The sequence below is a fragment of the Phytohabitans kaempferiae genome, assembly GCF_042433955.1.
In the GTDB taxonomy this organism is placed as follows: Bacteria; Actinomycetota; Actinomycetes; order Mycobacteriales; family Micromonosporaceae; genus Phytohabitans; species Phytohabitans kaempferiae.
On sequence record NZ_JBHLUH010000063.1, the window covers coordinates 1 to 25,187 of the forward strand.

Sequence of the window (25,187 nt, forward strand, 5' to 3'; positions counted from 1 at the left end):
ATTTTCAGCCCGGAACGGGCCGCCCGCCAGAGGCGACAGGGACTAGATCCGGCAGCTCGCCGCGCCGGCGTGCAGCCTGATGGCCGGACCTCCACCTCGAAAGCTCACCACAGACCTTTCGGGGTCGAGGTCTGAGTGGATCGCACAGCGTCCGCGCGCGCGTCGGATCAGCAGTGGATCGTGGTATGGAACCGCCCCAGCTCCATACCACGATCCACCGAAACTAGGTGCCGTCGAGCGCCCATGTGTCTCCTGCAGGGAAGCGGGAACCGCTCACAAGCGGGGCTTGAATCGTCTAGCGCGGGGCGCCGGGAGCGGGCAGGCGCGCTCGGTGGCATCCGCTACGTGTCGCGCCCTCCCGCCCGGCGCCGCAGGGCCTCCGGCTTGTGCACCGCCTCGCCACCGTTGTCGCTGCGCACCAGGTACTGCGGCGCCTCCGCCGAGGCCGCGACGGTACGCCCGGCCGCCTCCGTCCGAGACGTGATCTTCCGGATCACCTCACCGCGCGCCGTGCCGCCGTGGCTGCTCCACTCGACCCGGTCACCGCTACGAAACTCGTCACGCATCGCGCACCCCCGACGCCATCTACCCGCGATCCACGCGGGCACACCTCCACCAATGCGGAGCTGACGGCAGCGGCACATCACATCGCACGGCGCCGAGGCTGGCGGCGCCGTGCGGTACAGTGGCCTGGTGCATTTGTACTTCCTGTGACGGCTGACCAGGCCGCCCGCGCTCGTCGAGACCACTCCGAGCGTGCGGCGGTCGTGTTGTCCTGACCCCTGCCGGGTCGCCGTCATCTCACGCGCCCCGCCCCTCCCGGGCGGCGTTGGCGCGTACGCCTCGAAGGAGCCAAGTGCTCACACCAACAGTTCTGCCCGCGCGCGCACGCGCACAGATCGTTCTCTCCGGGGCCTCTGTCGCGCTGGGCGCGGTTCCCGTTCTCACCGCGGTGGATCTGACCGTGACCCCCGCCTCACGAATCGCGATCGTGGGCGAGAACGGTCGCGGCAAGTCGACCCTGCTGCACCTGCTCGCCGGCCGGCTGGCACCGGACGAAGGCTCCGTCTCTCGCATCGGCACGCTCGGGCTCGCCGAGCAGGAGATGTCGACGGCGGACGAACGCACGGTCGGCGAGGCCGTCGCCGACGCTGTGGCCGACTCGCTCGCCGCGCTCAGCGCACTCGACGCGGCGAGCATCGCCCTCGCGGACGGCGACGAGACCGCGGACGAGCGCTACGCCGCCGCACTGGAACGCGCCGAGATCCTCGACGCCTGGGACGCGGAACGCAGGGTCCGCGTCGCTCTCGACGCGCTGGAGGCCGAGTCCGACTGGTCGCGGCGCCTGTCGGAGCTGTCAGTGGGTCAGCGGTACCGGGTACGTCTGGCCTGCCTGCTCGGCGGTGACGCCGATTTCCTGCTGCTCGACGAGCCCACCAACCACCTGGACCGCAACGGGCTGGAGTTTCTGACCGAGCGCCTCCGCGCCCGTACCGGTGGAGTCGTGGTGGTGAGCCACGATCGAGCGCTGCTGGCGGACGTCGCGCAGACCATCGTCGACCTCGATCCGACGCCTGACGACCGGCCCCGCGTCCACAGTGGCGGGTACGACGGCTACCGGGAGGGCCGCCGCGCCGAGCGCGAGCGCTGGGAACAGGAATACGACCGGCAGCAGTCGGAGAGGGCTCGGCTGCGGGACGACCTCAGTGCCGCGCAGAACCGGCTGGTCACCGGATGGCGTCCCGACAAGGGCACCGGCAAGCACCAGCGAGCGACCCGGGCGGCCGGGCTCGTGCAGAGTGTCCATCGCAGGCGGGCGGCTCTGGAGGCGCACGCGGTGACGATGCCGGAGCCGCCGCAGCCGCTGCGTTTCCCCGAGCTCGCGACGCGAGCCGGAGCGACTCTGCTCACCGCCGAGAAGGTGACAGTGGACGGACGGCTCTCCTCGCCCACGTCGGTCACCCTGCGGGGCGGGTCCCGGCTCGTCGTGACCGGACCGAACGGCGCCGGCAAGTCCACATTGCTCGCCGTACTGGCCGGCGAGCTGCCGGCCACGGGAGGGCGGGTCCACCGGTCGCACACAGCGCGCATCGTGCTGCTCCACCAGGAGGTGGCGCTTCCGCTTCAGCGGCGCGCCAGCGACGTCTACGCGACGCACGTGGACAAGCTCGTCTCCGCGGGCCTGATCCCGCCCGGAGAAGCCATCGGGCTGTCGTCGCTCGGGCTCCTGCGCCCGCGCGAGGCGAGCAAGCGCGTCGGAACGCTGTCGGTGGGTCAGCAGCGACGGCTGGACCTCGCCCTGGCACTCGCCTCGCGACCGCACCTGCTCCTGCTGGACGAGCCGACGAACCATCTCTCGATCGCACTTGTCGACGAGCTCACGGAGGCGTTGCGCGGTACGCGGGCCGCGGTGGTGCTGTCGAGCCACGATCGCCAACTGCTCCGGGACGTCAAGGAGTGGCCGAGGCTCACGCTCTAGGGAATCGGCAAGGCTGCGTCGCGCCGCGCGATCCCGCCGGGTGACGGCAGCCGGTTCTCCCCGCCGGTGCGCGTGGTCGCGGCCCGTGGTGAGCGGGAGAGCCTGTACGCCGGCCGGACGGCGCGGAGCTGCGCCGGCACCGCCCCGCGTACGACGGACACGACTGGCGCCTGCTTCGGGAGACGGCCGCCCGCACCGGACGCCACGGTCGCGACCGCGAACGGCTCCACGCGTACCGGTCCGCGCAGCCCGTACGAGAATGTCCGCGTGCCGGCCGGCGCGTACATCTTCAACTGATCGGTTGGTTGGTTTCGGCTGCGTGTGCCCAACCTGGCGAGGCACACGCACCGGCCCGGACCGGGACAACCGGCGCGAGTGGCGGTCAGACGACGTCGGGCTCGGTCAGCTCGGCCAGCCACTCCGCCGGGGCGGAGCGCCACTCGTCGGCGACCGGCAGCGCGGAGCGGTCCAGCGCCCGCCACCACGACAGCGCCCGGCTCAACCGGGTCACCCGGCACGCCAGCGTCGCCGATCGCCGCAGCGCCGCCGCCCCGCCGGACCAGCCCGACAGGTACGCGTCGCGCAGCCGCAGGAGCTCCGCGTCGCCGGGAGCGAGCCCAAACCGGTACGTCGCCGACGACAGCGTCACCAGCAGCGTCCCGAAGGGATGCGCCACGCTCGCGTCGCCCCAGTCGAAGAAGCGGTACGGTCCGGCGAACACGTTGCCGTCGTGCAGGTCGTCGTGTTGCAGCGACGCGGCCACCCCGTCGGCGGCCAGCTCGGCGCACCACTCGGCCACGTCGGGCACCACGGCCTCGACGGCGGCCACCCGCTCGGTGCCGAGGCCGGCCCGCACCACGGGATCCTCCAGCAGCCCGCCGAGCAGCTCAGGCAGGAGCGAGGGGCGCTGATCGGGTACGCCCAGCGCGACCATCGCCTCCGCCTTGTGCGCCAGCGCCCGTTGCAGCTCGGCGTACTCCTCGACGAACGCCGCCCAGTCTTCGAGCCGGCCCGTCTCGCGCAGGATGGCGCCCGCGTCGGCGGTGAGCAGCCAGCCCCGCGCGGCGTGCACCGCGACCGGCGGCAGCACCGCCTCCGGCGCCCAGGCGGCCAGCGCCTCCGCGAGCGGCGCCTCGTACCGGCAGCCGAACGTGTTGGCCTTGAACCAGTGCCATCCGGCCGTGGTCGGCGCGCGGTGGGTCACCGACCACGGGCGCACCCGGTGCTGCTCGATCGGCCCGGTGACCGGCGTGCCCCGCGCGGCGAGGCGCTCGCTGACCCACTGGTCAGCCGCGGCCCGCCACGCCGGCGACGTCCAGTCATTGCCATCCACGATGGACTCTTCGGTCGGCGCTCGCACGCCGTGACCCTAGCGCCACGGCCAGGTCAGCCGCATCCAGGTTTACGGCAGGTGCCACCGCGAGCCGTGGCCGTGGGGGCGGAACCAACCGTCGCCCGCTCGGGGAAGGTGGCACCGCGCGGGTTTGCCGCCCCCGGCGGCGGGTAGCCGCCGCAGGGTGGAGAAGGAAGGGGGGTGAGCCCGGTGCGTGGGAGCTTCCGGGTCGGACGGATCGCCGGCGTCCCGATCCGCGTCAACTGGAGTGTCCTGGTCATTTTTGTGCTCATCACGGTGGGATTGGCCGCCGGAAGCCTTCCCGCGGGCTACCCCGGACATCCCCGGTGGGCGTACGCGGTCGCGGGTCTGTGCGCCGCCACGGTCTTCTTCGCCGGCCTGCTCGCCCACGAGCTGTCCCACGCGATCGTGGCGAAGCGAAACGGGCTGGAGGTCAAGCAGATCACGCTCTGGCTGCTCGGGGGCATAGCCGAGATACGCGGCGAGGCCCGCGATCCGGGCACCGAGGCACGAATCGCCGGCATCGGCCCGCTCGTGAGCCTGCTGATCGGTGTGGTGTTCGGGGCCGTCGCGATCGCCATACGGATGGGCGGCACGGGCCTGGTCGGCGGTGTGTTCGTCTGGCTGGCCGTCATCAACCTGGCCCTCGCGGTGTTCAACGTGCTGCCGGCGGCACCGCTCGACGGCGGCCGCCTGCTTCGCGCCGGCCTGTGGAAACTGTTGGGTGACAAGACCCGGGCGGCGATCGCCGCAGCGCGGGCCGGGCGGATCCTCGGGGCCGCACTGATCGCGTTGGGCTTCTTGGAGCTGTTTCTGCGCGGATACCTCGGTGGTCTGTGGCTGGCGTTGCTGGGCTGGTTCGTGCTGGGCGCGGCGGGCGCCGAAGAGGCCCAGACCCGGGTCACCGGGGCGCTGTCCGGGGTACGCGTCGGCGATGTGATGTCCGCGCGGCCGCAGACCGTGGCGCCCGACGTCTCGGTCGCCGAGTTCGTCGACGACGTCCTCATGCGTCACCGGCACACCGCCTTCCCGGTCACCGACCAGGGCCGGCCGGTCGGGATGGTGACGCTGGACCGGGTGCGGCAGGTGCCGCTGGAACAGCGTGGCTACACCAGGCTGTCCGACGTGTCCTGCCCGGCCGACCAACTCACGCTGACGACACCGCAGGAGCCGGTCAACGACCTGCTCCCGCGGCTGAACGGATGCGCCGACGGACGCGCCCTGGTGGTCGAGGACGACCGCCTTGTCGGGATCGTCTCTCCCCGTGACATCAGCCGCGCCGTGGAACACCTCAACCTGAGCGGGCGAGGGCGAGCGCGCGAATGGGAGACCGCTGGGCCGGTCGGTGAAGTCGGCAGGCCGGGCTGGCATGGCGGCGGCGAGCGCGGGTAACCACGCCGGATCGAAAGGGGACAAATGGGCGATCCGCGAACGGACGGCGAGAAGCCGATCGAGCCCGACGAACTCCAGAGACGTGTGGCGCGGCAGGAGGGCGCGGGCTACGAGCCCACGGACGCGGACGCCGCCGCACGACGCCACGACGAACACACTCGGCGGGTCGGGTCCGCTGGCGGCGGCCAGTACGGCGCCGGGCGCGAGGATGGCTAGCGCATGCCGGTCCGTGGCCGCGCGGACCGGTCGACGTTCCGCCTCCTCGCGGTCCTCGCCCTGGTCTGGGCCGCCATCAGCGGCTGTACCGGCCCGGTGGTGACCGAGGCCGGCTACCGCGAGAAGGTGGCCAGCACGGCCCGGCAGCTCTCCTCCGCCATCGCCTCGGCCGATCTCGCCGTGCGGCTGCGACTGGACGGCAAGGCGATCTTCGCGTTCACGGACGCGACGGTGAGCCAGGCCGAGTCGGACGCGGAATCCGCCACCACCGCCCTCTTCAGCCGCCAGCCGCCCAACCGGGAGGCGATCGCGCTGTACCAGCGGGTACGGCAACCCTTCCAGGACGCCGTCGACGCGTTGCGGGCCGTGCGGATCGCGGTCCGGCGCGAGGACCGTGCGGGCATGCGGACAGGGTTGGCCGGATTGGCGGGGCCGGCTCAGCAGGTCGCCGCGATCCAGTAGGCCCGCCAGATGAGTCGACTCTTCCGGCTGTCCCTGGGGATCATGACCTCGATCGGTGGCTTCGTCGACATCGGCAACCTGGTCACCAGCGGAATCTCCGGCGCGCGGTTCGGCATGTCACTGACCTGGGCGATCATCGCCGGCACGATCGCCATGACGCTGTACGGCGAAATGGCCGGCCGGGTGGCGTCGGTGGCCCGGCGACCGGTCTTCCACGTCATCCGCGAACGCCTCGGCGTGCGTACGGCGATGCTCAACCTGGTCGCGTTCGTGCTGCTCGCCGTGCTGACCCTGGCCGCGGAGATCGGTGGGCTGGCGCTCGTCCTCGAGTTGGTGACCGGTGTCAACTACCTCGTGTGGGTACCGTGGATCGGCGCGGCGATGTGGCTCGTCGTGTGGTGGTGGCGGATCTCCGTACTGGAAAACCTGTTCGGGATGCTCGGCCTCACCCTCCTCGTCTTCGTCGTGGCCCTGTTCGCGCTGCCCACCGACTGGGGCGCGATCGGGCACGGCGTGACGCATCCCTGGGTCCCCGCTCAGGAGGGCCATCCGATGTACCTCTTCTACGCGATATCGCTCTTCGGCGCCTGCGTCACCCCGTACCAGGTGGTGTTCTTCGCGTCAGGCGGCCGGGAGGAGCACTGGACCGCCAAGGACCTCCGCGAGATGCGGCTCAATGCCCTGATCGGCTTTCCGCTCGGCGGCCTGCTCTCCGTCGCGATCATGGCGGCCGCGGTCGTGGTGCTGCGACCGGCCCAGATCGACGTCAGCCACCTTGGTCAGGTGGCCCTGCCGGTCGTCGAGGCACTCGGGCCGGTCGGCCTGGTGCTCGCCCTCACCGGCTTCACCGCGGCGATCTTCGCGGCCGGGGTCGAGTGCACCCTCTCCATCGGCTACAGCGTCGCCCAGTTCTTCGGCTGGGGGTGGGGCAAGGACCGGCCGCCTCGCGACGCGCCCCGGTTTCACCTCGCCTGCCTGGTCGCGGTTGTCGTCGCGACGGCGTTCATCCTGACCAGCATCGATCCGATCACCCTCACCGTCGTCTCCGTCGTGCTCGGCGCCGCCGCCGTCCCGCTGACCTACTTCCCGGTCCTGACCGTGGCGAACGACCGTAGGTACATGGGCCGGTACGTCAATCGCCGCTGGGTGAACGGCCTCGCGGTGACCTTCCTGCTCGGCATGACGGTCGTCTCGGTCGTCGCGCTACCGTTGATCTTCATTACGAAAGCGGGCCAGTGATGCGGACGCCGCACCGGTTCACCGCCGATGAACTGCTGCTCGACCGGCAGATCTACGACGTCGACGGCGCGGCCGTCGGCAAGGTCGACGACCTGGAGCTGACCGAGCCGGACGACGGCGGCGAGCCCTACATCTCCGCGCTCCTGTGCGGACCGACCGCCCTGGGCCCGCGTATCGGCGGCCGCCTCGGCATCTGGTGGGCGGCGATCGGGCGGCGGATGCGGCCGAAGGACGACCCCTACCCGAACCGGATTCCCGCCGAGGACATCGACTACGCCGACCGCCTGCAGCTTCGGCTCAGGGTCTCCCGCGACCAGCTCGACGCCGACCGGTTCCGGGACTGGACCCGCGACCACATCATCGGCCGGCTCCCGGGAGCGGGCTCGTGAGGGCCACCGACCTGCTCGGAGCGACCGTGTACGACGTCGAGGGGAAGCCGGTCGGCGCGGTCCGCGACCTGCGATTCGAGGTCCAGCCGGCCAACGGGTCCGGCGCGGAGGTGCGGCATCGCCTCACCGCGCTGGAGTGCGGCCCCATCGGTCTCGCCCACCGCCTGGGGTATGACCACGGGGACCTGCTGGCCCCATGGCCGTTGACGCCACTGCTGCGCCGCCTGACCGGACGCTCGCTGATCGTCCGTTGGTCCGACGTCACCCGGATCAGCGACGCCCGGGTCGAGATCAGCCGGAAGCGTGCGGAGCTGTCCCACCCGCCGAAGCGGCATCGATGACCCAGACCGGTGGCTTCGCCTTCCTCATCGCGTGGGGCACGTTCTTCCTGCTCTGCGGTTTCCTGGTCTACCTCATCCTGCGCCGGCGAGAATCCGGAGGGCGGCCGCGGCGCGGGCGAGCGCTGTTTCGGCGGCGAGGGCGATCACGGCGATGACGGTGTGGCCGGTGTCCGGCGCGAGGCGCGGCATGCTGCGGCAGGCCCGCTCGGCAGCGCCCAGCCGGCCGGCGGTGCCGGCCCCGGGTCAGATGGCGACAGCCTCAGTCCGAGAGGAACCGGGTGATCCGTTCGTGGTAGACCCGTGGCTGGTCGCGGGCGATGTCGTGCCCGGCGTCGGGCACGTCGACGAGTGTGGTGTTGGGCAGCAGTTGGCCATACTCGGCGGCGACCGCAGGCGCGATGTAGTCGCACTCGCCGCGCAGCACCAGGACCGGTGTCTCCAGGCCGCGCAGGGCTGGGCGCGGGTCCGGAGCCTGTCCGGCGTCACGGACCGTCATCGCGTTGGCCCAGAAGCCGAAGCCGGCGGGCTCGGTGCCAGCGTCGTCGGCGCCGCCCGGTCCGGCGCAGCCGGGGCGCATGTCCAGTCCGCCGACCAGCGCCTCGTACTCGGCGTCCATCCCCCGCTCGGGCAGCAGGGTCCGCGCGGCGCGCGGGCCGGCGACGGCGAGCACGACGTGCGCGATCATGAAGCGGGGATGCGTGTCGACGACATCCTGCTGGTCGCGACGCCCGGCCGGGGTCAGCTGCGTGGAGCTGGGAAACGCCGGGGACCAGATCGTTCCCGGTGAGGTCAGGACGGCGCGGGCCACGCGCTCCGGATGGGCGGCCAGGTAGTTGGCGATGAGCTGGGCACCCCACGAGGCGCCGACGAGGGTGAGCCGCTCGACTCCGATGGCCGCGCGGACGGCGTCCAGGTCGGCGACGTGGCGAGCCACGGTGTACTCGGCGATGTCGGTGGCCCGGCTGGACAGCCCGGCGCCGAACTGGTGGTAGGCGTACACGTCGTATCCGGCGGCGGCCAGCCGAGCGGTGAGCCCCGGGTCGCCCAGCTCGGGCGCACCGGGTCCACCGTGGACGATCACGACCGGCGCGTCCCGGGGCGCGGCCTGCGCCGGCGTGTGGACGTAGGCCAACCGTGAACCGGTCGGCAGTTGCCAGTGGCGCACGCCGGGCGGCTCGGTGAGCACATTGGACGAACCGGAAGGCAGGACCAGCACCGCCGCCAGGGCGAGGAAAACGCTGGTGACCGCCCCGGTGACACCGACCGTCGTCCACCGCCGCGCACGATGCGGTGGCGGCTGTCCGGGCGTCAGCAACCTGGCCGCCGGCAGGGCGAGAGCGGCGGCGCCCGTAGCCGTGGCGAGCACGGCGAGGAGCACCGCCGCGACGCGGCTTCCAGTCAGCGCCGCGGCGGCCAGCAGCACCACCAGGCCGGCGACGACCCCGACGGGCAGGGCCGCCAGCACCAGCACCGCACCGCCCAGTCTCCGCATCACGGCTCCCTTCACGACGCCACGGGCGCGACGATCACGCGCGTACGGGCGAGGTACTCCATCACGCGGCGCCGGCGGCTGAGCAGAAGCGGCGTCCAGTCGAGCCAGGCGAGCGGCCCGACGAGGAAGCTGAGCCGCCGCAGGACGCCCACCGCCGGCCGGATCCGCAGCCCGTCCTCGGTGACCACGCGCAGGTTGAACAGCAGCTTGCCCGGCGACCCGCCCAGCCGGCTCTCCATGACCCCCAGTCCGAGGATCGACCAGGCCAGCGCGAGCGGGAGAGCGAGCGTGTACAGAAGGCCCGGGTCGTCGTAGACGCAGCCGCCGCCGGGCGTCAGCGCGACGCAGGCACCACCGGCCTCGAAGTAGACATGCGGCGGGAACGCCAGGACCGTCGTCGCCCCGGACAGCCCCCGCACCGCGAGCGCGACGCTGACCAGGACGAGCGGGAGATTGTCCAGCAACGCCGCCCCAAACCGCCGCGCGAGCGGGGCATCCGACGCCGACCGCTCCCGGGCGAACGCCGCCGCGGCCTGCTCAGCCGACCCAAGGCCGTGAAATGCCTCGTCGAGCGCCCCGGCGTCGGCCGCGTCGCGCAGGTGCTCCACCAGCTCTTGGCCGCGCGCCTCCGCCTCGGCCGGTGGGCAGGCCAGCTGGCGCCGCACCACGCCGGCGTACTGGACGATGCGCTCGTCGTCGGTCATCGACCACTCCCGTCGAGTGCCTCCAGCAGAGCCCGCATCCCGTCGACCACGCTGTTCCACTCCTTACGCAGCATCGCCAACCGGTCCCTTCCATCGGGCGTGATGGCGTAGTACTTCCGGGGCCGCACCCGGCCTGCCGCCTCCCACTCCGCGGTGATGTGACCGCCGTCCTCGAGCCGGTGCAGCAACGGATAGAGCGTGCCCTCCTTGACCTCCAGCACCCCGTCGGCGGTGCCTTGCAGCAGCTTCAGCAGCTCGTATCCGTAGCGGCGGCCGGTGTCGAGGACAGACAGGACGGCCAGCTCCGCCGTGCCCCGGGCCAGCTCCCGCCGGAGCCGGTCGAGCGCCCCCGGCTCCGGCTGCCCCAGGTCCCGTGTCACGGAAGCATGGTATGACCCGATGCCTCGGACGACAAGGCATGGAGGCGGCATGGCGAGGGCTTGATCAGGTCAACGTCCAAGGAGCCGTGCCGCCTGGCCGTCCTGGCCCCGCTGGCACTGGTACGGAGGCGGAGGCGAGATGGGCCATCGACTTCGCCCGTACCCCCGGGATGAACATCTACGTCCTCGGCTACTACCACGGCTGGCGGCTGCTGCGCCCCTGGCTCGACCACCCCGATCGGGCCGCGCGCGTGCGCCGCCTGCTCACCGAGCCGGTTCTCCCCGCCGATCTGGAAGGTCAGCCGAGTCCGATGTAGACGCTGGCTTCGGTCGCGTGTCGCGAACCGCCTTCGGCGGGCGCTTCGGCCAGACGGCGTCCATCTCGAGTATCCGCCGAGGGAGGATCAGCAGCGCCTCACCTTCGACGGTGAGATTGCCGTCGGCGTCCTCGCAGCGTGCCTTCACGACGCGCTTGCGGCCGTCCACCTTCTCGACCCAGGCGCTGACGCGGACCGTGCCGAGCGGCGTCGGCCGGCGGTACGTCAACGTCAGCCCGGCGGTCATCCCGGGATGGCCCGCGGCCGCGGCGGCCTCGGCGAACAACTGGTCCAGGACAAGGGCGATCACGCCGCCGTGTACACAGCCGGACGGCCCCTCGTAAACCGGCCCGAGCGCCAAGGTGGCGGAAGCGCCGTTGCCGTCCCAGAACATCGAATGTGGCCCGACCGCCATCGCGATGGGGTTTCGCAGGCCAAGGACGGCGTTGCCGTGCTCGCGCCCCCCGCCGTCGTGGTCCAGCTCCATTCCCAGCGCGCCCGGACGGGCGTCCGCGAGCAGCCGGCGCGTGAGTGCTTGGATCTCCTCGGTCACGGCACCGGCCTCGTCGAGGCTCACCCGCGTCCTCAGTTGGGCGTCGCACAGCTCCCGTACGGCCTCGGTGAGCGCGCCGTACGCGTCGTCGTGCCGTTGGAGATCCTCCGCGCTGAGTTGGGTCCTCGAAAACGACACCGAGGTCGCGAGCGGATCCGGCGCCATTCCGCCTCCCTTTGTCCGGTGGGACCCCGCCGGGCAGGGCGAGGACGCACCCTCAGCATAACCAACCATCTGGTTGGCTATCGTGTGACGGGAGCCACGGGAAACCGGTGCTGGCGGAACGGACCTGGTGATGTCTTCGGGGGCGGGCTCGTCGCCGAGCCCGCCCCCGATGGTGCTTTGCTACTCGACTGTCAGGTGGACGCGCCGGCGTCGGGCGAGCAGGAACACCCCGACCCCGACGGCGAGCAGGCCGACACCGGCACCGGCGACGACGGCGGCGTTGGCGCCGGTCACCGGCAACGTGCCGCCGCCCTGGCCACTACCGGGCTCCTCGGTCGGCGGCTCGACCGGAGGTACCCGCATCACCGGCGCCGAGGCGTTGACCGACAGGTGCCCGATGGCCACGTCGAGCAGGTGGGACCGGCCGACCATCACCTCGAGGCGGAGGCTGGCCGCCTCGGCGCTGACCTGGCGGTCGGTGATCTGCTGCTCCAGCCCGCCCAGCGACAGCCGTACGGTCAGCAGCGAGTTGCCCTTGCGGACGGTGGTCTCACCCGGTGCCAGCCGCCCGAAGAGGTTCAGCGAGACGCTGGTACCGGCGGCTTCGAGGTTTGCCACCGGCTTGCCGGCGGCGGTGACCTCGAGGACCGCGGGCTGGTAGCTGACGACGGAGTCCCGCGCCGTTCCACCGGCGATCGCGATCAGCTTCGGCTGCGTGACGACCTTGATCGAGATCTCCTGCGCGGTGCCGTCGAACAGCGACAGGTCGGTCAGCGCCGCGCCGGCGGCGGCGGCCACACCGACCCGCTCACCGCCGAGCGGTACGACGTCGGTCGCGGTCTGGGCGGCGATGGTGGGGCCGAGCCGGGCCAGGCTGGTCTGCTTGGCCGCGCCGGTCGCCTTCGTCACCGCCTGGATCGCCGGGAGCGGACCCTCACCGTTGAGCACGGCGACATCGGCGAGCGTGGTCGACGACCGGGTCAGTGGCCCGGTCTTGCCGCACCGGTACGCGTCTTCCCAATGGGCCTCCGCCGTCGACTTGCCGAGGGTCACGCCGAGGAGCCCGTTCGCGTTCAGCGAGCCGAGCGTCACCTCGTGCGGGCCGACGACCTCGGCGGCGGTGTCCCCGACCTCCCTCGGCGCGTGCTGGCTGGCCACCGCGCCCTGGGCCGGCAGGCCGGGCAGTTGGAGGCCGAGCAGCTTGGCATCGGCGTACGTGGCCGTGGCGGACGACTTGTGGGGCTCGCCGTCGCTGTCGACCGTGCCCGCCGCGGTGGCGAGGCGCACGTCTGCCAACGCGGGCAGGTCCAGCCCGAGCAGGTCGATGTCCAGGACGCTGAGCTTGAGCAGATCCGCCGTGGATCGGGCGGTGAACGCCACGTCAGCGCAGTCGGCCGGCGCCTGGGCGGGAGCCGCCGAGGCGGGCCCGCCGAGTGGCAACGGCGCGACCACGGCCAGGAGCGTGGCAACCGCGGCGCCGATACGGCGGCTTGCGGGCGAGGTACGGCGGCGGGGGACCGTCGTCATCGAATTGAACCTCCGAATGGTTGCGCAGTGGGAAGCGTTTGACCTCCAGAGCGCAACCAGCACCGTCCGCCGCCGGATACGGCGACAAAGAATCTTCATGCTTTGTGGTTAACCGCTTCGGCCAGTTCTTGACACTGGACGCGGTGGTGCACCCTTGCCGTGCCGGTCAACCGCGTGGGGTCTCCGCCCGGCGGCTCGCCCGGTAGGCGCGGGTGCGGTGGCGGCTCTGGCAGGTCAGCGAGCAGTACTGGCGGCGGCCGGCCGGGGACTGGTCGACATAGACGTCGACACAGGCGTCGCCTTCGCACGTGCTCAACCGGCTGGCGTCCGGCTCGTGGCGCAACTGGTCGATCAACGTGAGCGTGGCCGCGGCGAGCAGCGCCCGATCCGGGCGGTCGGTGTGCCAGACCTCGTGCACCGACCATCCCTCCGACGCCAGCGACGGCGCCATCCCCGCCTCGGCCACGAGCGCGTTGAGGCGGGCGGAGCACTCGTCTCCCGAGGCCGCCTCGAACACCGGATGCAGGAGGTTGGCGACCCTCCTGAGCAGCGGCGTGTCGATCGGCCCGAACCGGCTCCAGAACTCCGGGCTCTCCGCCCGAAGGGTCTCGACATCCGGGTACGGGCTCCGCGACTCGCCCGCCTCCTCGCGAGGTGCGTCGGCCCACTCGTTGACGAGGTAGACCAGCAGCGAGATCGGCAGTGGACGCACTTCGACTCGGGTCCGCCGGCCCATCTCAACACCCCGCTCTGACCACATGACCGGATGTCACGCATAATTACTATACATCGCGTGACGGTTACGTCCGGTCATTCGGTGAGATCGCGCAGCGAAGGGATCGGCGAGAAGACGATCCACAGCGTCGCCACGGTCGTGCCGGCCGCGCCGACGAGGATGGCGGCGAAGGGACCCCACACGGTGGTGACGACGCCCGCGAGGGATGCGCCAACCGCGACCATTCCCCAGCTGACGAAGCGATAGGCACCGTTGACGCGGCCCCGCAGGGGCGCCGGTGTGATGAGCTGGCGGACCGTCACGGCCTGGGCGTTCGCGAGCCCGACCGCGAATCCCGAGGTCGTCAGCACCACCGCGTACAGCAGCAGTGCCGCCACCGAGCCGTCCTGGGCGAGGCCGAGCGCGAGCGGGATCGTGTTGCCCACGGCCAGCGTGGCGACCAGGGAGCGGCCGTACCCGAAGCGCCTGGTGGCGTGACCGCTGAGCCAGGCGCCCAGAAACCCGCCGAGGCCGGCGACCATCAGCAGGCCGCCGAGGGCCGCCGCCCCGTACTCGAAGGTCCGCACCACGTGCAGCGTGAGGCCGAGCAGCAGGATCTCGTTGAAGAGATTCCAGGTGCCGGCCTCGCCCGCCAGCGCGCGCAGGACCCGGTCGCGGACCAGGAACTCGATCCCCTCTCGCGTCTGCCGCCACGCGCCCCGCGGCTGTCCCGCCTCGGCCACGGGGGCCGGATCGTCGACCCGTACCCGCCGGAGCAGCAGCGCCGACAGCAGGTAGCTTCCCGCGGTGGCCAGGATCGCGAAGGGTGCGGTCAGCACCTGGACCGCCACTCCCCCGGCGCCGTTGCCGGCCAGCGACATCGCCGACTGTGTGGCCGACAGCTTCGCGTTCGCGTCGGCCAGGGCCTCGCGGGGAACGACCTGCGGGAGGAACGAGAAGTCCGCGAGCTGGTAGAGCACCGTCAGCGTGCCCAGTGCGAAGGCGGCGACCACCAGCCAGCCGACGGGCAGCGTCCACCACAGCACGGCCGCCGCCACGGTCAGCAGCACGAGTCCCCGGCCCAGGTCGGCGGTGATCATGAGGCGGCGCCGGCCCATGCGGTCGACGAGTACCCCGAAGGCGAGGGTCAGCAGCAGGAAGGGAGCGAACTGCGCCAGGCGCAGCGACGCGATCTCGCCGGGACTGGCGTCCAATGTGAGCAGTGCGAGCAGCGGGATCGCCAGGTCCCCGATCTCGGAGCCGAGCAGCGACAGGCCGGATGCCGCCCATACCCACCGGAACGGCCGGGCGGACCACGCGCGCGCCGCGGTCATGACGCACCGACCCAGGCGCTCGCGTCCGCCGCCAGGGACAGCAGGATCACCGTGCCCAGCAGGAGGTAGACGACCCCGCTGACGATCTCGAGGGTTCGGGGCCGGATCCCGCGCGCGGCGAGGAAGCGGCCGAGCGCGCCGCCGGCCATCGCGTAGACCACGTCGACGAGGAAGCCGACCACGACGAAGGACAGGCCGAGCACCAGCAGTTGCGGAGCGGTGGAGCCGGCGTGCGGGTCGACGAACTGGGGCAGGAAGGCCAGGAAGAACAGCACGATCTTCGGATTGGTCAGGTTGACCACGACGGCACGCCAGAACACTCGTCCCTTGTGGATCGACTCGCCGGAGGCCGCGTCCCCCCGGCTGCGCAGCGCGCTGACGCCGAGGGCGATCAGGTACGCGACGCCGGCCAGGCGGACCAGGCCGAGGGCGGCCGGCATCGCCGCGAGCAGCGCGCCGATACCGGTGACCGCGACGAGCGTGTGCACGGTCATGGACAGCGCCATCCCGGAGGCGGCGACCACGCCGGCGCGGCGCCCGTCGCGGAGCGCGACCGCGCCCAGGTAGACGTGGTCGGGGCCGGGAACGATCGCGATGAGCGCGGTCGCCGCGAGGAACGCCAGGTAGGTGCCGGCCGAGATGTCCACCATCAGAACACCAGCCGCCACAGCACCGTGGCCGCGAGCCCGGCGAGCACGGTGACGAACTGCCCGCCCCTGAGCGCCCATACCGCCGCCACGACGGCGAGCCCGGCGAGCACGGACGGGTCGACGGCGCTCCCCCGGTAGCCGACCACGCTGGAGACCAGCATCCCCGCCAGCAGCGCCGGCGGCAGCGCGTCGACGACCGCGCGTGCCGGGGAGGGGATCGAATCGGGGATGACCAGTACCGGCCCGGCGGCCTTGAGCATGTAGTTGATGACCGCGAACAGGACGACGGTCGCGAGCATCGCGCTCACGACGCGGCCCTGCTGCCACGCACCGCCAGCACCGCCGCCACGCCCGCGCACAACAGCGCCACTCCCGGCGGGACGATCCAGCACATCGCCGCCGCGAGCAGGGCCGCCACCGTGATCGTGGTCCGATGCCCCGGCTCGTTCCGGAGCGAGTCGAGGACGAAGACCAGGAAGAACGCGGGGAAGATCACGTCCAGCCCGAGCGTGCGGGCCACCTCGGTGTCAGGAGTCAGGTACGCGCCGATCGCGGTACCGGCGACCCACGCCGGCCACTGCGCCAGCGACGCCGCGATCATCTTCTCCCGGTCGACCGTGCCGTCACCGCGCCGGGCGGCCACCCATGACCCGTCGACGACCGCCTGCGCCTCCAGCGACCGGCGCAGTCGTCCGCCCCGCAACGACCCCGCGACCGTCAGCGCCATCGGCACGAACCGCAGGTTGATCAACATTGCCGCCGCCAGGGCCGCCACGATCCCGCCGCCGGCGGCGAACGCCACCACCAGGGCGAACTGCGCGGCCCCGGCGAAGACCACCGCCGACATGAGGACCACCAACCACGCCGGCCACCCCGCGGCCACCGCCGCCGCGCCGAAGCTGACCGCGAGCGCGAACGCGGCCGCCCCCAGTCCGGCGCCGACCGACAAACCACCTCGCCAGCCGGAGGCACGGCTTTGCGCAGAAGTCGAGCTCATGACGTTTCCCATCGACCGACAACGTGACACGCGTACACGCGCGCCATCACGTGACACGCATGTCACGTGATCATAGCCTTATTCGCGTGACGATCAACTTCGAGTGGGCAGCGCCGAACGGCCGGCACGACCGCTGGCGGGTCGCGACCGGCTCGTGGTCGAGGTGCGGCGGGCTACGGCTCCATGGCCAGGATGGCGTCGAGGCCGCGCTCGAACAGCTCGTCGTCGCCCCACCGAGTGGCGTCGAGATGGCCGGAGGCGTTGAGCGTCGGATAGGCGTCCGGGCTCGCCGCGATGAGCTGCCGGGCCGTCGCCCGCACCGCCGACCCCTCGACCAGGCGCCAGGTGGCCTCGGTGAGCGCGGCACCGATCACGTAGTTGGCCAGCAGGCGCGTGGCGACCGCGAGCCGGAGGTCGGTGAAGCCGCCGCGGACGAGGGCCGACTGCAGGTACTCCGTGCGCGCGAGGACGTTGGGGCCGAGCATCGGCCGGCCGATCAGGCCTGGCGACCAGGGGTGGCGCAGCATGACCGCGCGCCAGTCGCGGACGAGCGCCCGGGCGTCGGCGCGCCAGTCGTCGGTGGGCTCCGGGAACGGTACGTCGCCGAAAACGTGGTCGACGGCCAGGTCGAGGACGTCTTCCTTCGTCTTGACATGCCAGTACAGCGCGGTGGAGGTGACGTCGAGCGACTGGGCGAGACGGCGCATCGTGAGGCCGTCGATGCCGTGCTGGTCGAGCAGGGTCACGGCGGCGTCGACGATGCGCGCCCGGCTGAGCGGGGCCGGGCGCGACCGCGCCGACTCCTCACGCAGCCACACCGAGCCCGGCTCACCGCCGCGGGAGCCGCCCGGAGTCTGGCGCTGTGGCTGGTCGAACTCGGTTTCCCGCACACCGAGACTCTAGTACAGTGCACAGACAACTTAACGTCGGTAAGGTGGATTACCGCCGTTAAGCAGTGGTCAGGGAGGAGGCGTCACACATGCCGTCGATCCGGATCCAGCTGGACACCGACCGGAGCACCGCCCGCCACGTCCTGGAGTTGCATCGCGCGGGCAAGCACCACCGCGAGTCCCGCGACGCCGCGCGGGAGGAGGTCTGGCGGCTGGGGCGCACCCCGGCCGGTGAGCCGGTCTTCGTCGGCGTCAGCAACGGCGATCCGGTCCGGCTGCTCTACGACGTGGAGGTCAACCTGGACACGGCCCGGTAGGAGCCGGTGCCCCCGCACGCGGTCAGGGCGCCGGCTCCGGAAACTCGACCGTCTCGCCCGGGCGCAGCAGCACCTCCCGGCCCCGGCAGGAGAGGCGGATCGGCGGCTGGTGCCCCACGCAGGCGGAGACCTGGACGCCGGCCCCGCTGATCCGCAGGGTCAGCGAGTGCTCGCGATAGCGGATGTCGAACTCGATCGTGCCCAGCTCGCGTGGCCAGTACGGATTGAGCCACAGCGCGTCGTCGCGGGTCTCCAGGCCGGCGAAACAGCGTTGCAGCACGTCGACCGAGCCGGCCATGGCCGCCAGGTGCACCCCTTCGGCGGTGGTGCCGCGCTGCACGTCGGCGATGTCGCTGCGCAACGCTTCGAGGAAGTACTCGACCGCCTGCTCGCGGTGGTTTCGGGCGAGTACCCAGGCGTGCACGACCGCGCTGAGCGTCGAGCCGTGCGCCGTCCGCCGCATGTAGTAGTCGACGGTCCGGTCGATGGTGTCCGGCCCGAGTTCGTAGCCGAGCCGTCCGAACATCTCGGCGAGTTCGTCGGCCGAGAAGAGGTAGAGCAGCATCAGCACGTCCGCCTGCTTGGACACCTGGTAGCGGTTGGGACTGTCCCCTTCGGACTCCAGGATCCGGTCCAGCCGACGGATGTCGCCGTATCGGCTCCGGTAGCCGGACCAGTCGAACTCGGCCAGCCGCTCGTACCCCTCGAACTGGCTGATGACCGGGCCGTGCATCGGCACGAACATCCGGCGGGAGATCTCGTCCCACCGCTCCGGCTCCTCCGGGCGCAGCCCCAACGTCTCGGTCAGCTCGGCGCGGCTCTGCTCGTTGAGCAGGCGCAGGACGTCGAGCGCGCGCGCGAGTACCCAGGCGGTGAGCAGGTTGGTGTAGGCGTTGTTGTCGACACCGCGCTCCGGCGCGTCCGGGTAGCCGGTGTGGAACTCGTCCGGCCCCATCACCCCACGGATGACGTAGCGGTCGCGCTCGTGCTCGTACACGGCCAGGCCGGCGAAGAACCGGGCGACCTCGATGATCATCTCGGCTCCGTACTCGCCGAGGAACTCCCGGTCGCCGGTGACCTGGTAGTACTGCCAGACGTTGTACGCCACGGCGAGCCCGACGTGCCGCTGGAGGTACGTGGGATCGACGATCCACCGGCCGGACGCGGGGTTGAGGTGCAGCCGCTGGCTGTCCTCCCGCCCGTCGCTGCCCGACTGCCACGGGTACATCGCGCCGCTGTGGCCGGCCTCCCATGCCGCGCGCCGGGCCCAGGGCAGGCGCCGGTGCCGGTACCGCAGCAGGGCCCGGGTCAGCAGGGGCACGCGCAGGTTGAAGATGGGGAACACGAACAGCTCGTCCCACAGCACGTGGCCCCGGTACGCCTCGCCGTGCAGCCCGCGGGACGGCACACCGGCGTCGAGGTCGACGGTGTGCCCCGACATCGTCTGCAACAGGTGGAAGAGGTGCAGGCGGATCGTTCGCAGCGCGCGCGGCTCCGCGTCCCGCATCGACACGCGGAACCGGCGCCACAGCTGGCGCCAGGCCAGTTCGTGCTCGGCCAGCAGCTCGTCGAAGTCGCCGCACCAGGCCAGCCGGTTCAGCGCCGCCGTGTCCGGGTCGGAGATGGCCCGGTCGCGGGACGTGTAGACGGCCACCAGCTTCTCGACCGTCACCTCCTCGCCGGCGGTCACGTCGACGGCGAACTCGTGCCCGAGCCGGCTGGGCTCGCGCACCGTCTCGCGTGGCACGTCGAGTTCCGCGCCGGCGCGGAACAGCCTCGTGCGCTGCGCCTCGGCGACCCGGATCTGCGACTGGTTCGTCGCGACGACGACCAGCACGCACCGCTCGCCGACAAGCTCCGCGGACAGCGGCCGCAGATGCGTGTCGGCCAGCTTCCCGTAGCGGGCCACGCCGTGGTTGCGCGCCATCGTGTCCAGCGACGACCGCACCAGCAGGCGGCCCGACCAGTTCTCCGGCGTGAACGTGGTCTGGAGGCCGCAGAGGTGCTCGTGTCGCATGTGGACGAAGCGGCGCTGGGTCACCGCGGTCGTGCGGCCCGCGGCGTCCCGTACGCGCCACCGCCGGACCAGCACTCCCCGCCGCATGTCCAGCTCCAGCCGCTGGTCGAGCCCTTCGGCGTCCTCGCACCACGCGCCGCCCTCCGCGGCGAAGGTGAGCGGCAGCCAGCTGGGCAGGTTGACCAGGCTCTCGTTCTCGACGGTCCGGCCGCCGACCGTGTCGGTGAGCCGGTTGTAGACGCCCGCCGCGTACGTCCCCGGGTAGTGCACGCCGTCGGCCGTCGACTCCGGGGCCGCGCCACGAGTGGCGAGGTAGCCGTTGCCGAGCGTGCACAGCGCCTCCCGGCGCCCCTCCTCGCCCGGGTCGAAGCCGTCGTAGGACAGCGTCCAGGAGTTCACGCTCCGCACGCCTTCGTCGTCATGTGCCCTGGTTGCCCGCCAGCGGCAGCGGTATTCGGAGCTGCGCCGTATGCAAGATCGATAACGGCCGGACGGACCGGCCAAGCCCGTTAGGCCGCCTCCGGCGCGGGTACGCGATAGGGATGAAACTTGGAATCGTCGGTGCCGGCCGCGTCGGCGGTACCCTGGCCAAGAAGCTCACGAACGCCGGCCATGACGTGGCCATCGCCAACGCCCGGGGGCCGGACACGCTGCGGCGGCTGGAGAGCCAGCTCGGCCCGCATGCCCGCGCCTGCACCCCCGAACAGGCGGCCGCCTTCGGGGACATCGTGATCGTGTCGGTCCCGTTCGGCCACTACCGCGAACTTCCCGTCGCGGGCACCGCCGGCAAGACCGTCATCGACGCCAGCAACTACCAACCCACGCGCGACGGCCACATCGCCGAACTCGATGACAACAGCACCACCTCCAGTGAACTCCTGCAGCGGCACCTGCCCCAGGCCAAAGTGGTCAAGGCGTTCAACGCGATGCGCTGGGACCACCTGCGCGACTACGGCCACACGGGCGGCCCGGCCATGCGGTACGGCATCCCCATCTCCGGCGACGACCCGACGGCCAAACGTGACGTCGCCGACCTGGTCGAGCAGTTGGGCTTCGAACCGGTCGACGCCGGCGACCTGGCGCACGGCGGCCGTAAGCACCAGCCCGGCACACCTTTGTTCACGGCCGACCTCACCGACGAGGAACTGCACAGACGCCTCGACCCGGCCGTGTACCGGCCGCCGACCGCGCAGGACTGGACGGCCGCCGCCGCGCAGGCGCACACGCCCGGCGGCCCCTACGACCAGAGCGCGGTCCTGACCAGGGACGGCAGACCGGGCAGCGGACGCTGAACCGCCCGGACCACGAAGCGTGGCCCGGGCGGCGGTGGCACGGCGGCCGACCGGTCGCGGTACGGGTCCGTGTCCGGTCGCGTCGGCGCGCGCGGACACGGACCCAGCCTGCGGTCAGCCGATGCGCAGCAGGTAGCGGAACGGCACGCTCCCGCCGATGTAGACGCGCTGGCCCGAGGGGGTCAGGCTGCCGCTGAGGTGCGTGTACTTCTCGCCGGCGCCGAGGCTGGTCGACGTCGGACCGTTGCCCGGCCCGAAGGTGATGACGTCGTCGCCGACGGTGTAGGTCCCCTCGCCCTCCACGAGCTGGTAGGCGCCGCCGCTGCCGACCACGCCATCGAGCGTGCCGCCGCTGCGGAAGGCGAGCTCGATGCCGAGCGAGGTCTTCGGCCCGTTGACCTCGAACTCGATCTCGAAGACGCCCGGCCGGACCTCCCGGATCGTGATCTTCGTTTCCAGCACCTTGAACTGCTTGGGCCGGTTCGCGAAGTCCATCTTGGAGTAGAACCGGCCCTCGGAGGTCAGCGCGTAGTCGCCGTTTCCACGGCGGTGCTTCTGTGGCAGCGGCAGGTGGTACGGCACCTTGACGGTGTCGGTGAGCCGCCAGCCGCCCTGGAAGGGCTTCAGGCCGTTGCTGCGGAAGTGGCCGGTGCTGAAGAAGCTCGGCGACATCCGCACCGAGTCGAGGATCGCGGCGCCCTTGCGGAACTTGAAGAACGTCGGGTTGGTGGAGAGACCGGACGCGATCTCCCGGATCGTGGTCTCCTGCCCGGCGGAGTCCCGGCGCTCGTTGTGGTAGTCGGTACCGCCGAAGATGCGGGCGGTGGTGTCGCCACGGCGGATGCACACCAGGTGCGAGTTGTGCGTGCGCTTCTCGTAGTTGGTCGACAGCTGCGCCGGGCGCGGAAGCTCACCGGCCAGGTCCGGATAGGCGAGCGCCTCGGCGAGGAACTCACCGACGGAGTAGCCGCTGGAGGCGAACGACTGGGGGTTGGCCGCGACCTGGTCGCCGATCTGCTCGGCGACGGCGGCGAACCGCCGGTCGTTGTAGACGATGGCCATCTCGCGGAAGTGGGTCCAGTACTTCCACACCTCCTGGACACCGGTCTGGTCCTGGCGGCGCGAGTGCACCGTCTCGACCTCGCCGTTGGGCTGGAGCCGGAACAGCGTCATCTCCAGGTTCTGCCGGACGTTCTCCCGCAGCTTCGGCCGGTCGGCCAGCCGCGCGACGATCACCAGCGAACGGTTGGTGACCTCGGACGCGTAGTTGGGGCTGCGCTCGCTGTACTCGCCCTCGTTGTCCTGGTCGATGCCCTCACCGAGCCAGTCGTCGATGCGGGCGAGCACGTTCTTCTTCTTCGTGATGTCGTAGATGTACGACAGCGCCTTGCAGATCTCCCAGCGGTGGTTGGGCGTGTGCACGCCGCCCTTGACCAGCGCGTCGGTCGCCTTCTGCATGATGGCCAGGTACTTGTCGCGGATGGCCACCGTGGTCGGCGAGCCATCCTTCTCCAGCAGCTTGTAGGTCAGGCCGATGTCCGCCATCGCGAACGAGGTGTCCGGCGGGCTGTCGAGGTTGCCGACGTCGTAGAGGCCGCTCGGATTCTGCCGGGCGCGGAGGGCGTCGGCGAGGGCGGCGACCGGCGGCAGCAGGGACTCCTGGTGGTAGTACGCGCCGCGCTGGTTGGCGTACGCGGCCACGAGCCGCAGGGCGTTCCGGGCGAGGTTGCGCGGGCTGGTGCCGGACGCGATCTGGTTCTCGTAGCCCGAGAGGACGCCCGGGACCTGGAGGTTGTTGATCGTCGTGAGCGTGTCGAGGAAGCGGTCGTCGACCTTGGGGGCCTTCGCGGTGGCCGGCCCGGCCAGGGCCGGATCCGCCACCACAGCGGTGGTCGCCGCAGCCGCCGAGGCCGCGCCGACGGTGGAGATGAACCCGCGTCGGTCCATGCTGATTGACTCCTTTGTCAGTAGAGCCTACAGAAATTAGGGGGTTTGGTGGACAGGCCACGGCCCGTCGATGGGGAGCGGGGAGTGCGGGAGGAGTCCGTTACCCCTTCACGCCCTGGGTCGCGATCCCTTCGACCAGCAGGCGCTGGAACACCACGAAGAAGACGAGGATCGGGACCAGGGAAAGTACGGCCATCGCGAACATCGGGCCCAGTTGTGCCTGACCCGCCGAGTCGATGAACGCGTTCAAGGCGACCGGCACCGTGTACATCGCCGGGTCGTTGATGAAGATCAACTGGGCGAAGAAGTCGTTCCAGGCCCAGATGAACGAGAAGATCGCGGCCGTGACGAGAGCCGGGCGGGAGAGCGGCAGGATGATCGAGAAGAACAGCCGGAACCGCCCGCAGCCATCGATCGCGGCGGCCTCGTCCAGCTCGCGCGGCAGCCCGCGCATGAACTGCACCATGAGGAAGACGAAGAACGCCTCGGTGGCGAGGAACTTGGGGACGACCAGGGGCAGGTACGTGCCGACCCAGTCGAGCTCGTTGAAGATCACGTAGTGCGGCACGATCAGGACGTGGTACGGCAGCAGCAGCGTGCCGATCATCAACGCGAACCAGAACGCCCGCATCCGGAACTGGATCCGGGTGAACGCGAACGCAGCCACCGCGCTGGACAGTACGGTGCCGATCGCGGTCAGCCCGGCCACCAGCAGCGAGTTGAGGAAGAAGCGTCCGAACGGCACGCCGGGGATGGCCGACCAGCCCTCGGCGTAGTTGCTCGGCGTGAAGATCTCCGGCAGCAGCCCCAGGTTGGAGCTGATCTCGCCGGGAGACTTGAACGACGTGGCGACCGCCCACACGACCGGGTAGATCAGCACCACCAGGCCGATGACGAGAAACACGATGGCCAGTGCGCGAAACACTGCCCGACCGGCCGTCAGCGAGCGACGGGCGACGTTGACCGTGGGGTTTGCGGTCGTCACGACGGATCCCTTCCGGAGTCCTGGTAGAAGACCCAGGAGCGCGAGCTGCGGAACAGCAGGACGGTGATGACGCCGAGTGCCAGCAACATGGCCCAGGCCATGGCCGAGGCGTAGCCCATCTGGAAGTTCCCGAAGCCGCGTTGGTACAGGTAGACGGTGTAGAAGAGGGTGGAGTCGCTGGGGCCGCCCTGGCCGTCGCCGATGACGAGCGCCGGCGTGAACGCCTGGAAGGCGTTGACGATCTCCAGCAGGAGGTTGAAGAACAGGACCGGGGTCAGCAGCGGCAGCACCACCTGGAAGAACCGGCGGACCGGTCCCGCGCCGTCGATGTCGGCCGCCTCCAGGATCTCCCCCGGGATCTGCTTCAGGCCCGCCAGGAAGATCACCATGGGGGCGCCGAACTGCCACACCGCGAGCAGGATGATGGCGTACAGCACGAACGAGGGGTCGTTGACCCAGTCCCGGCCGGTGATCCCGATGTTCTCCAGGAAGCCGTTGACACCACCGCGACCGCTGAAGAGGGCCTGCCAGGTGACCGCGACCGCCACGGTGGCGCCCAGCAGCGACGGCAGGTAGAAGAGCGCGCGGAGCAGCCCCGAGCCGCGCCGGATGCGGTTGAGGATCACCGCGACGCCCAGCGCCACGGCCAGTTTCAGCGGCACGCTGATCGCCACGTACATCGCGGTGACGACGACCGAGTGCATCCAGCGCGGGTCGTCGATCATCCGCTTGTAGTTGGCCAGGCCGACCCACTCCGGCGAGGTGAAGAGGTTGTAGTCGGTGAACGAGAGATAGAGCGACACAGCCATCGGCACCAGCGTGATCAGGCCGAACCCGATCAGCCACGGGCTGAGGAAGACGTGGCCGGCGAGGTCGGCGCCGGCTCCCATCGGGCTCCGCCGCCGGGCCGACCGTTTCGCGGCCGGCCCGGGGCGGTTCGGCGTACGCACCTCGGTGTCCTCATCGGACAGATCCGCCTGGATCCCCACCGGTGTGCCGCTCGCGCTCTTCGTCACCACTTCTCCTCGACGCG

At 71.3% G+C, this 25,187-nt stretch carries 29 protein-coding genes; 12 read left to right on the forward strand and 17 right to left on the reverse strand.

Annotated elements, in window-relative coordinates:
* Positions 1–341 precede the first annotated feature (341 nt).
* Positions 342–566: a hypervirulence associated TUDOR domain-containing protein gene (locus tag ACFFIA_RS30275; RefSeq protein ID WP_377257307.1), complete on the reverse strand. Its 225-nt coding sequence runs from the start codon at positions 564–566 to the stop codon at positions 342–344.
* A 290-nt stretch (positions 567–856) separates the two neighbouring features.
* On the opposite strand from ACFFIA_RS30275, the gene ACFFIA_RS30280 reads away from it, so the two are divergent.
* Both ACFFIA_RS30280 and ACFFIA_RS30285 read left to right on the forward strand, forming a co-directional pair.
* Positions 857–2,479, forward strand: coding sequence for an ABC-F family ATP-binding cassette domain-containing protein (locus ACFFIA_RS30280; protein WP_377257310.1), 1,623 nt, complete (start codon positions 857–859; stop codon positions 2,477–2,479).
* A gap of 66 nt (positions 2,480–2,545) precedes the next feature.
* The gene (locus ACFFIA_RS30285) at positions 2,546–2,776 is read left to right on the forward strand and encodes a hypothetical protein (protein ID WP_377257313.1); all 231 of its coding nucleotides are present in this window, start codon (positions 2,546–2,548) and stop codon (positions 2,774–2,776) included.
* Positions 2,777–2,861: 85 nt separating this feature from the next.
* On the opposite strand, the gene ACFFIA_RS30290 is transcribed toward ACFFIA_RS30285, so the two are convergent.
* The gene (locus tag ACFFIA_RS30290) at positions 2,862–3,839 is read right to left on the reverse strand and encodes a phosphotransferase (protein ID WP_377257316.1); all 978 of its coding nucleotides are present in this window, start codon (positions 3,837–3,839) and stop codon (positions 2,862–2,864) included.
* A 183-nt stretch (positions 3,840–4,022) separates the two neighbouring features.
* Between ACFFIA_RS30290 and ACFFIA_RS30295 the strand changes: the two genes are divergently transcribed.
* From ACFFIA_RS30295 to ACFFIA_RS30325, 7 genes are read left to right on the forward strand one after another with little or no spacing between them, the layout of a single operon-like run.
* Positions 4,023–5,225: a site-2 protease family protein gene (locus ACFFIA_RS30295; RefSeq protein WP_377257452.1), complete on the forward strand. Its 1,203-nt coding sequence runs from the start codon at positions 4,023–4,025 to the stop codon at positions 5,223–5,225.
* A 24-nt stretch (positions 5,226–5,249) separates the two neighbouring features.
* Positions 5,250–5,441 (forward strand): hypothetical protein, encoded by a 192-nt coding sequence (locus ACFFIA_RS30300; protein ID WP_377257319.1) that lies wholly within the window; start codon positions 5,250–5,252, stop codon positions 5,439–5,441.
* 3 nt (positions 5,442–5,444) lie between these two features.
* Entirely contained in the window at positions 5,445–5,903 is a 459-nt protein-coding gene (locus ACFFIA_RS30305) for a hypothetical protein (RefSeq protein WP_377257322.1), read from the forward strand.
* A 9-nt stretch (positions 5,904–5,912) separates the two neighbouring features.
* Positions 5,913–7,142: an NRAMP family divalent metal transporter gene (locus ACFFIA_RS30310; RefSeq protein ID WP_377257325.1), complete on the forward strand. Its 1,230-nt coding sequence runs from the start codon at positions 5,913–5,915 to the stop codon at positions 7,140–7,142.
* Positions 7,142–7,531, forward strand: coding sequence for a hypothetical protein (locus tag ACFFIA_RS30315; RefSeq protein ID WP_377257328.1), 390 nt, complete (start codon positions 7,142–7,144; stop codon positions 7,529–7,531). The genes ACFFIA_RS30310 and ACFFIA_RS30315 overlap by 1 nt, the downstream gene beginning before the upstream one ends.
* Positions 7,528–7,872, forward strand: a complete 345-nt coding sequence (locus ACFFIA_RS30320; RefSeq protein ID WP_377257331.1) for a PRC-barrel domain-containing protein — start codon at positions 7,528–7,530, stop codon at positions 7,870–7,872. The genes ACFFIA_RS30315 and ACFFIA_RS30320 overlap by 4 nt, the downstream gene beginning before the upstream one ends.
* Positions 7,869–8,027 (forward strand): hypothetical protein, encoded by a 159-nt coding sequence (locus tag ACFFIA_RS30325; RefSeq protein ID WP_377257334.1) that lies wholly within the window; start codon positions 7,869–7,871, stop codon positions 8,025–8,027. The genes ACFFIA_RS30320 and ACFFIA_RS30325 overlap by 4 nt, the downstream gene beginning before the upstream one ends.
* Positions 8,028–8,131: 104 nt before the next feature.
* On the opposite strand, the gene ACFFIA_RS30330 is transcribed toward ACFFIA_RS30325, so the two are convergent.
* Genes ACFFIA_RS30330 through ACFFIA_RS30340 form a run of 3 tightly spaced genes read right to left on the reverse strand, consistent with a single transcriptional unit; the run spans position 8,132 to position 10,448 of the window.
* Positions 8,132–9,364, reverse strand: a complete 1,233-nt coding sequence (locus tag ACFFIA_RS30330; RefSeq protein WP_377257337.1) for an alpha/beta fold hydrolase — start codon at positions 9,362–9,364, stop codon at positions 8,132–8,134.
* 11 nt (positions 9,365–9,375) lie between these two features.
* Positions 9,376–10,068, reverse strand: coding sequence for an RDD family protein (locus ACFFIA_RS30335; RefSeq protein ID WP_377257340.1), 693 nt, complete (start codon positions 10,066–10,068; stop codon positions 9,376–9,378).
* The gene (locus ACFFIA_RS30340; RefSeq protein ID WP_377257342.1) at positions 10,065–10,448 is read right to left on the reverse strand and encodes a PadR family transcriptional regulator; all 384 of its coding nucleotides are present in this window, start codon (positions 10,446–10,448) and stop codon (positions 10,065–10,067) included. The genes ACFFIA_RS30335 and ACFFIA_RS30340 overlap by 4 nt, the downstream gene beginning before the upstream one ends.
* Positions 10,449–10,534: 86 nt before the next feature.
* On the opposite strand from ACFFIA_RS30340, the gene ACFFIA_RS30345 reads away from it, so the two are divergent.
* Entirely contained in the window at positions 10,535–10,765 is a 231-nt protein-coding gene (locus ACFFIA_RS30345; protein ID WP_377257345.1) for a hypothetical protein, read from the forward strand.
* Here the strand turns inward: ACFFIA_RS30345 and ACFFIA_RS30350 are convergent.
* The 8 genes from ACFFIA_RS30350 to ACFFIA_RS30385 all read right to left on the reverse strand — a co-directional run bounded on the left by ACFFIA_RS30350 (position 10,713) and on the right by ACFFIA_RS30385 (position 17,596).
* On the reverse strand, positions 10,713–11,483 hold the full coding sequence (locus tag ACFFIA_RS30350) for a PaaI family thioesterase (protein WP_377257348.1): 771 nt from the start codon (positions 11,481–11,483) through the stop codon (positions 10,713–10,715). The two genes, ACFFIA_RS30345 and ACFFIA_RS30350, sit on opposite strands and share 53 nt — an antisense overlap.
* A 180-nt stretch (positions 11,484–11,663) precedes the next feature.
* Positions 11,664–13,010 carry an LPXTG cell wall anchor domain-containing protein gene (locus ACFFIA_RS30355; RefSeq protein ID WP_377257351.1) on the reverse strand — a complete coding sequence of 449 codons (1,347 nt, stop codon included), beginning with the start codon at positions 13,008–13,010 and terminating at the stop codon, positions 11,664–11,666.
* A 166-nt stretch (positions 13,011–13,176) separates the two neighbouring features.
* Positions 13,177–13,746: a CGNR zinc finger domain-containing protein gene (locus ACFFIA_RS30360; protein ID WP_377257354.1), complete on the reverse strand. Its 570-nt coding sequence runs from the start codon at positions 13,744–13,746 to the stop codon at positions 13,177–13,179.
* Positions 13,747–13,820: 74 nt separating this feature from the next.
* Positions 13,821–15,059 carry an MFS transporter gene (locus tag ACFFIA_RS30365; protein WP_377257357.1) on the reverse strand — a complete coding sequence of 413 codons (1,239 nt, stop codon included), beginning with the start codon at positions 15,057–15,059 and terminating at the stop codon, positions 13,821–13,823.
* The gene (locus ACFFIA_RS30370) at positions 15,056–15,709 is read right to left on the reverse strand and encodes a LysE family translocator (protein WP_377257360.1); all 654 of its coding nucleotides are present in this window, start codon (positions 15,707–15,709) and stop codon (positions 15,056–15,058) included. Before ACFFIA_RS30370 ends, ACFFIA_RS30365 begins: the two co-directional genes overlap by 4 nt.
* Positions 15,709–16,008: an AzlD domain-containing protein gene (locus ACFFIA_RS30375; RefSeq protein ID WP_377257454.1), complete on the reverse strand. Its 300-nt coding sequence runs from the start codon at positions 16,006–16,008 to the stop codon at positions 15,709–15,711. The genes ACFFIA_RS30370 and ACFFIA_RS30375 overlap by 1 nt, the downstream gene beginning before the upstream one ends.
* Positions 16,009–16,013: 5 nt before the next feature.
* Positions 16,014–16,706, reverse strand: coding sequence for an AzlC family ABC transporter permease (locus tag ACFFIA_RS30380; protein WP_377257363.1), 693 nt, complete (start codon positions 16,704–16,706; stop codon positions 16,014–16,016).
* Positions 16,707–16,879: 173 nt separating this feature from the next.
* Positions 16,880–17,596: a TetR/AcrR family transcriptional regulator gene (locus ACFFIA_RS30385; protein WP_377257366.1), complete on the reverse strand. Its 717-nt coding sequence runs from the start codon at positions 17,594–17,596 to the stop codon at positions 16,880–16,882.
* 89 nt (positions 17,597–17,685) lie between these two features.
* Between ACFFIA_RS30385 and ACFFIA_RS30390 the strand changes: the two genes are divergently transcribed.
* Positions 17,686–17,913 (forward strand): hypothetical protein, encoded by a 228-nt coding sequence (locus tag ACFFIA_RS30390; protein WP_377257369.1) that lies wholly within the window; start codon positions 17,686–17,688, stop codon positions 17,911–17,913.
* Positions 17,914–17,935: 22 nt separating this feature from the next.
* On the opposite strand, the gene ACFFIA_RS30395 is transcribed toward ACFFIA_RS30390, so the two are convergent.
* Positions 17,936–20,329: a glycoside hydrolase family 65 protein gene (locus tag ACFFIA_RS30395; RefSeq protein WP_377257371.1), complete on the reverse strand. Its 2,394-nt coding sequence runs from the start codon at positions 20,327–20,329 to the stop codon at positions 17,936–17,938.
* Positions 20,330–20,472: 143 nt separating this feature from the next.
* Between ACFFIA_RS30395 and ACFFIA_RS30400 the strand changes: the two genes are divergently transcribed.
* Positions 20,473–21,222 carry an NADPH-dependent F420 reductase gene (locus ACFFIA_RS30400; protein WP_377257374.1) on the forward strand — a complete coding sequence of 250 codons (750 nt, stop codon included), beginning with the start codon at positions 20,473–20,475 and terminating at the stop codon, positions 21,220–21,222.
* A 114-nt stretch (positions 21,223–21,336) separates the two neighbouring features.
* Here the strand turns inward: ACFFIA_RS30400 and ACFFIA_RS30405 are convergent, their stop codons facing one another.
* From ACFFIA_RS30405 to ACFFIA_RS30415, 3 genes are all read right to left on the reverse strand, one after another.
* Complete coding sequence (locus ACFFIA_RS30405) at positions 21,337–23,169, reverse strand: hypothetical protein (protein WP_377257377.1); 1,833 nt, start codon at positions 23,167–23,169, stop codon at positions 21,337–21,339.
* Positions 23,170–23,269: 100 nt separating this feature from the next.
* Positions 23,270–24,154: a carbohydrate ABC transporter permease gene (locus ACFFIA_RS30410; protein WP_377257380.1), complete on the reverse strand. Its 885-nt coding sequence runs from the start codon at positions 24,152–24,154 to the stop codon at positions 23,270–23,272.
* Complete coding sequence (locus ACFFIA_RS30415) at positions 24,151–25,170, reverse strand: carbohydrate ABC transporter permease (protein WP_377257383.1); 1,020 nt, start codon at positions 25,168–25,170, stop codon at positions 24,151–24,153. Before ACFFIA_RS30415 ends, ACFFIA_RS30410 begins: the two co-directional genes overlap by 4 nt.
* Positions 25,171–25,187: the final 17 nt, after the last annotated feature.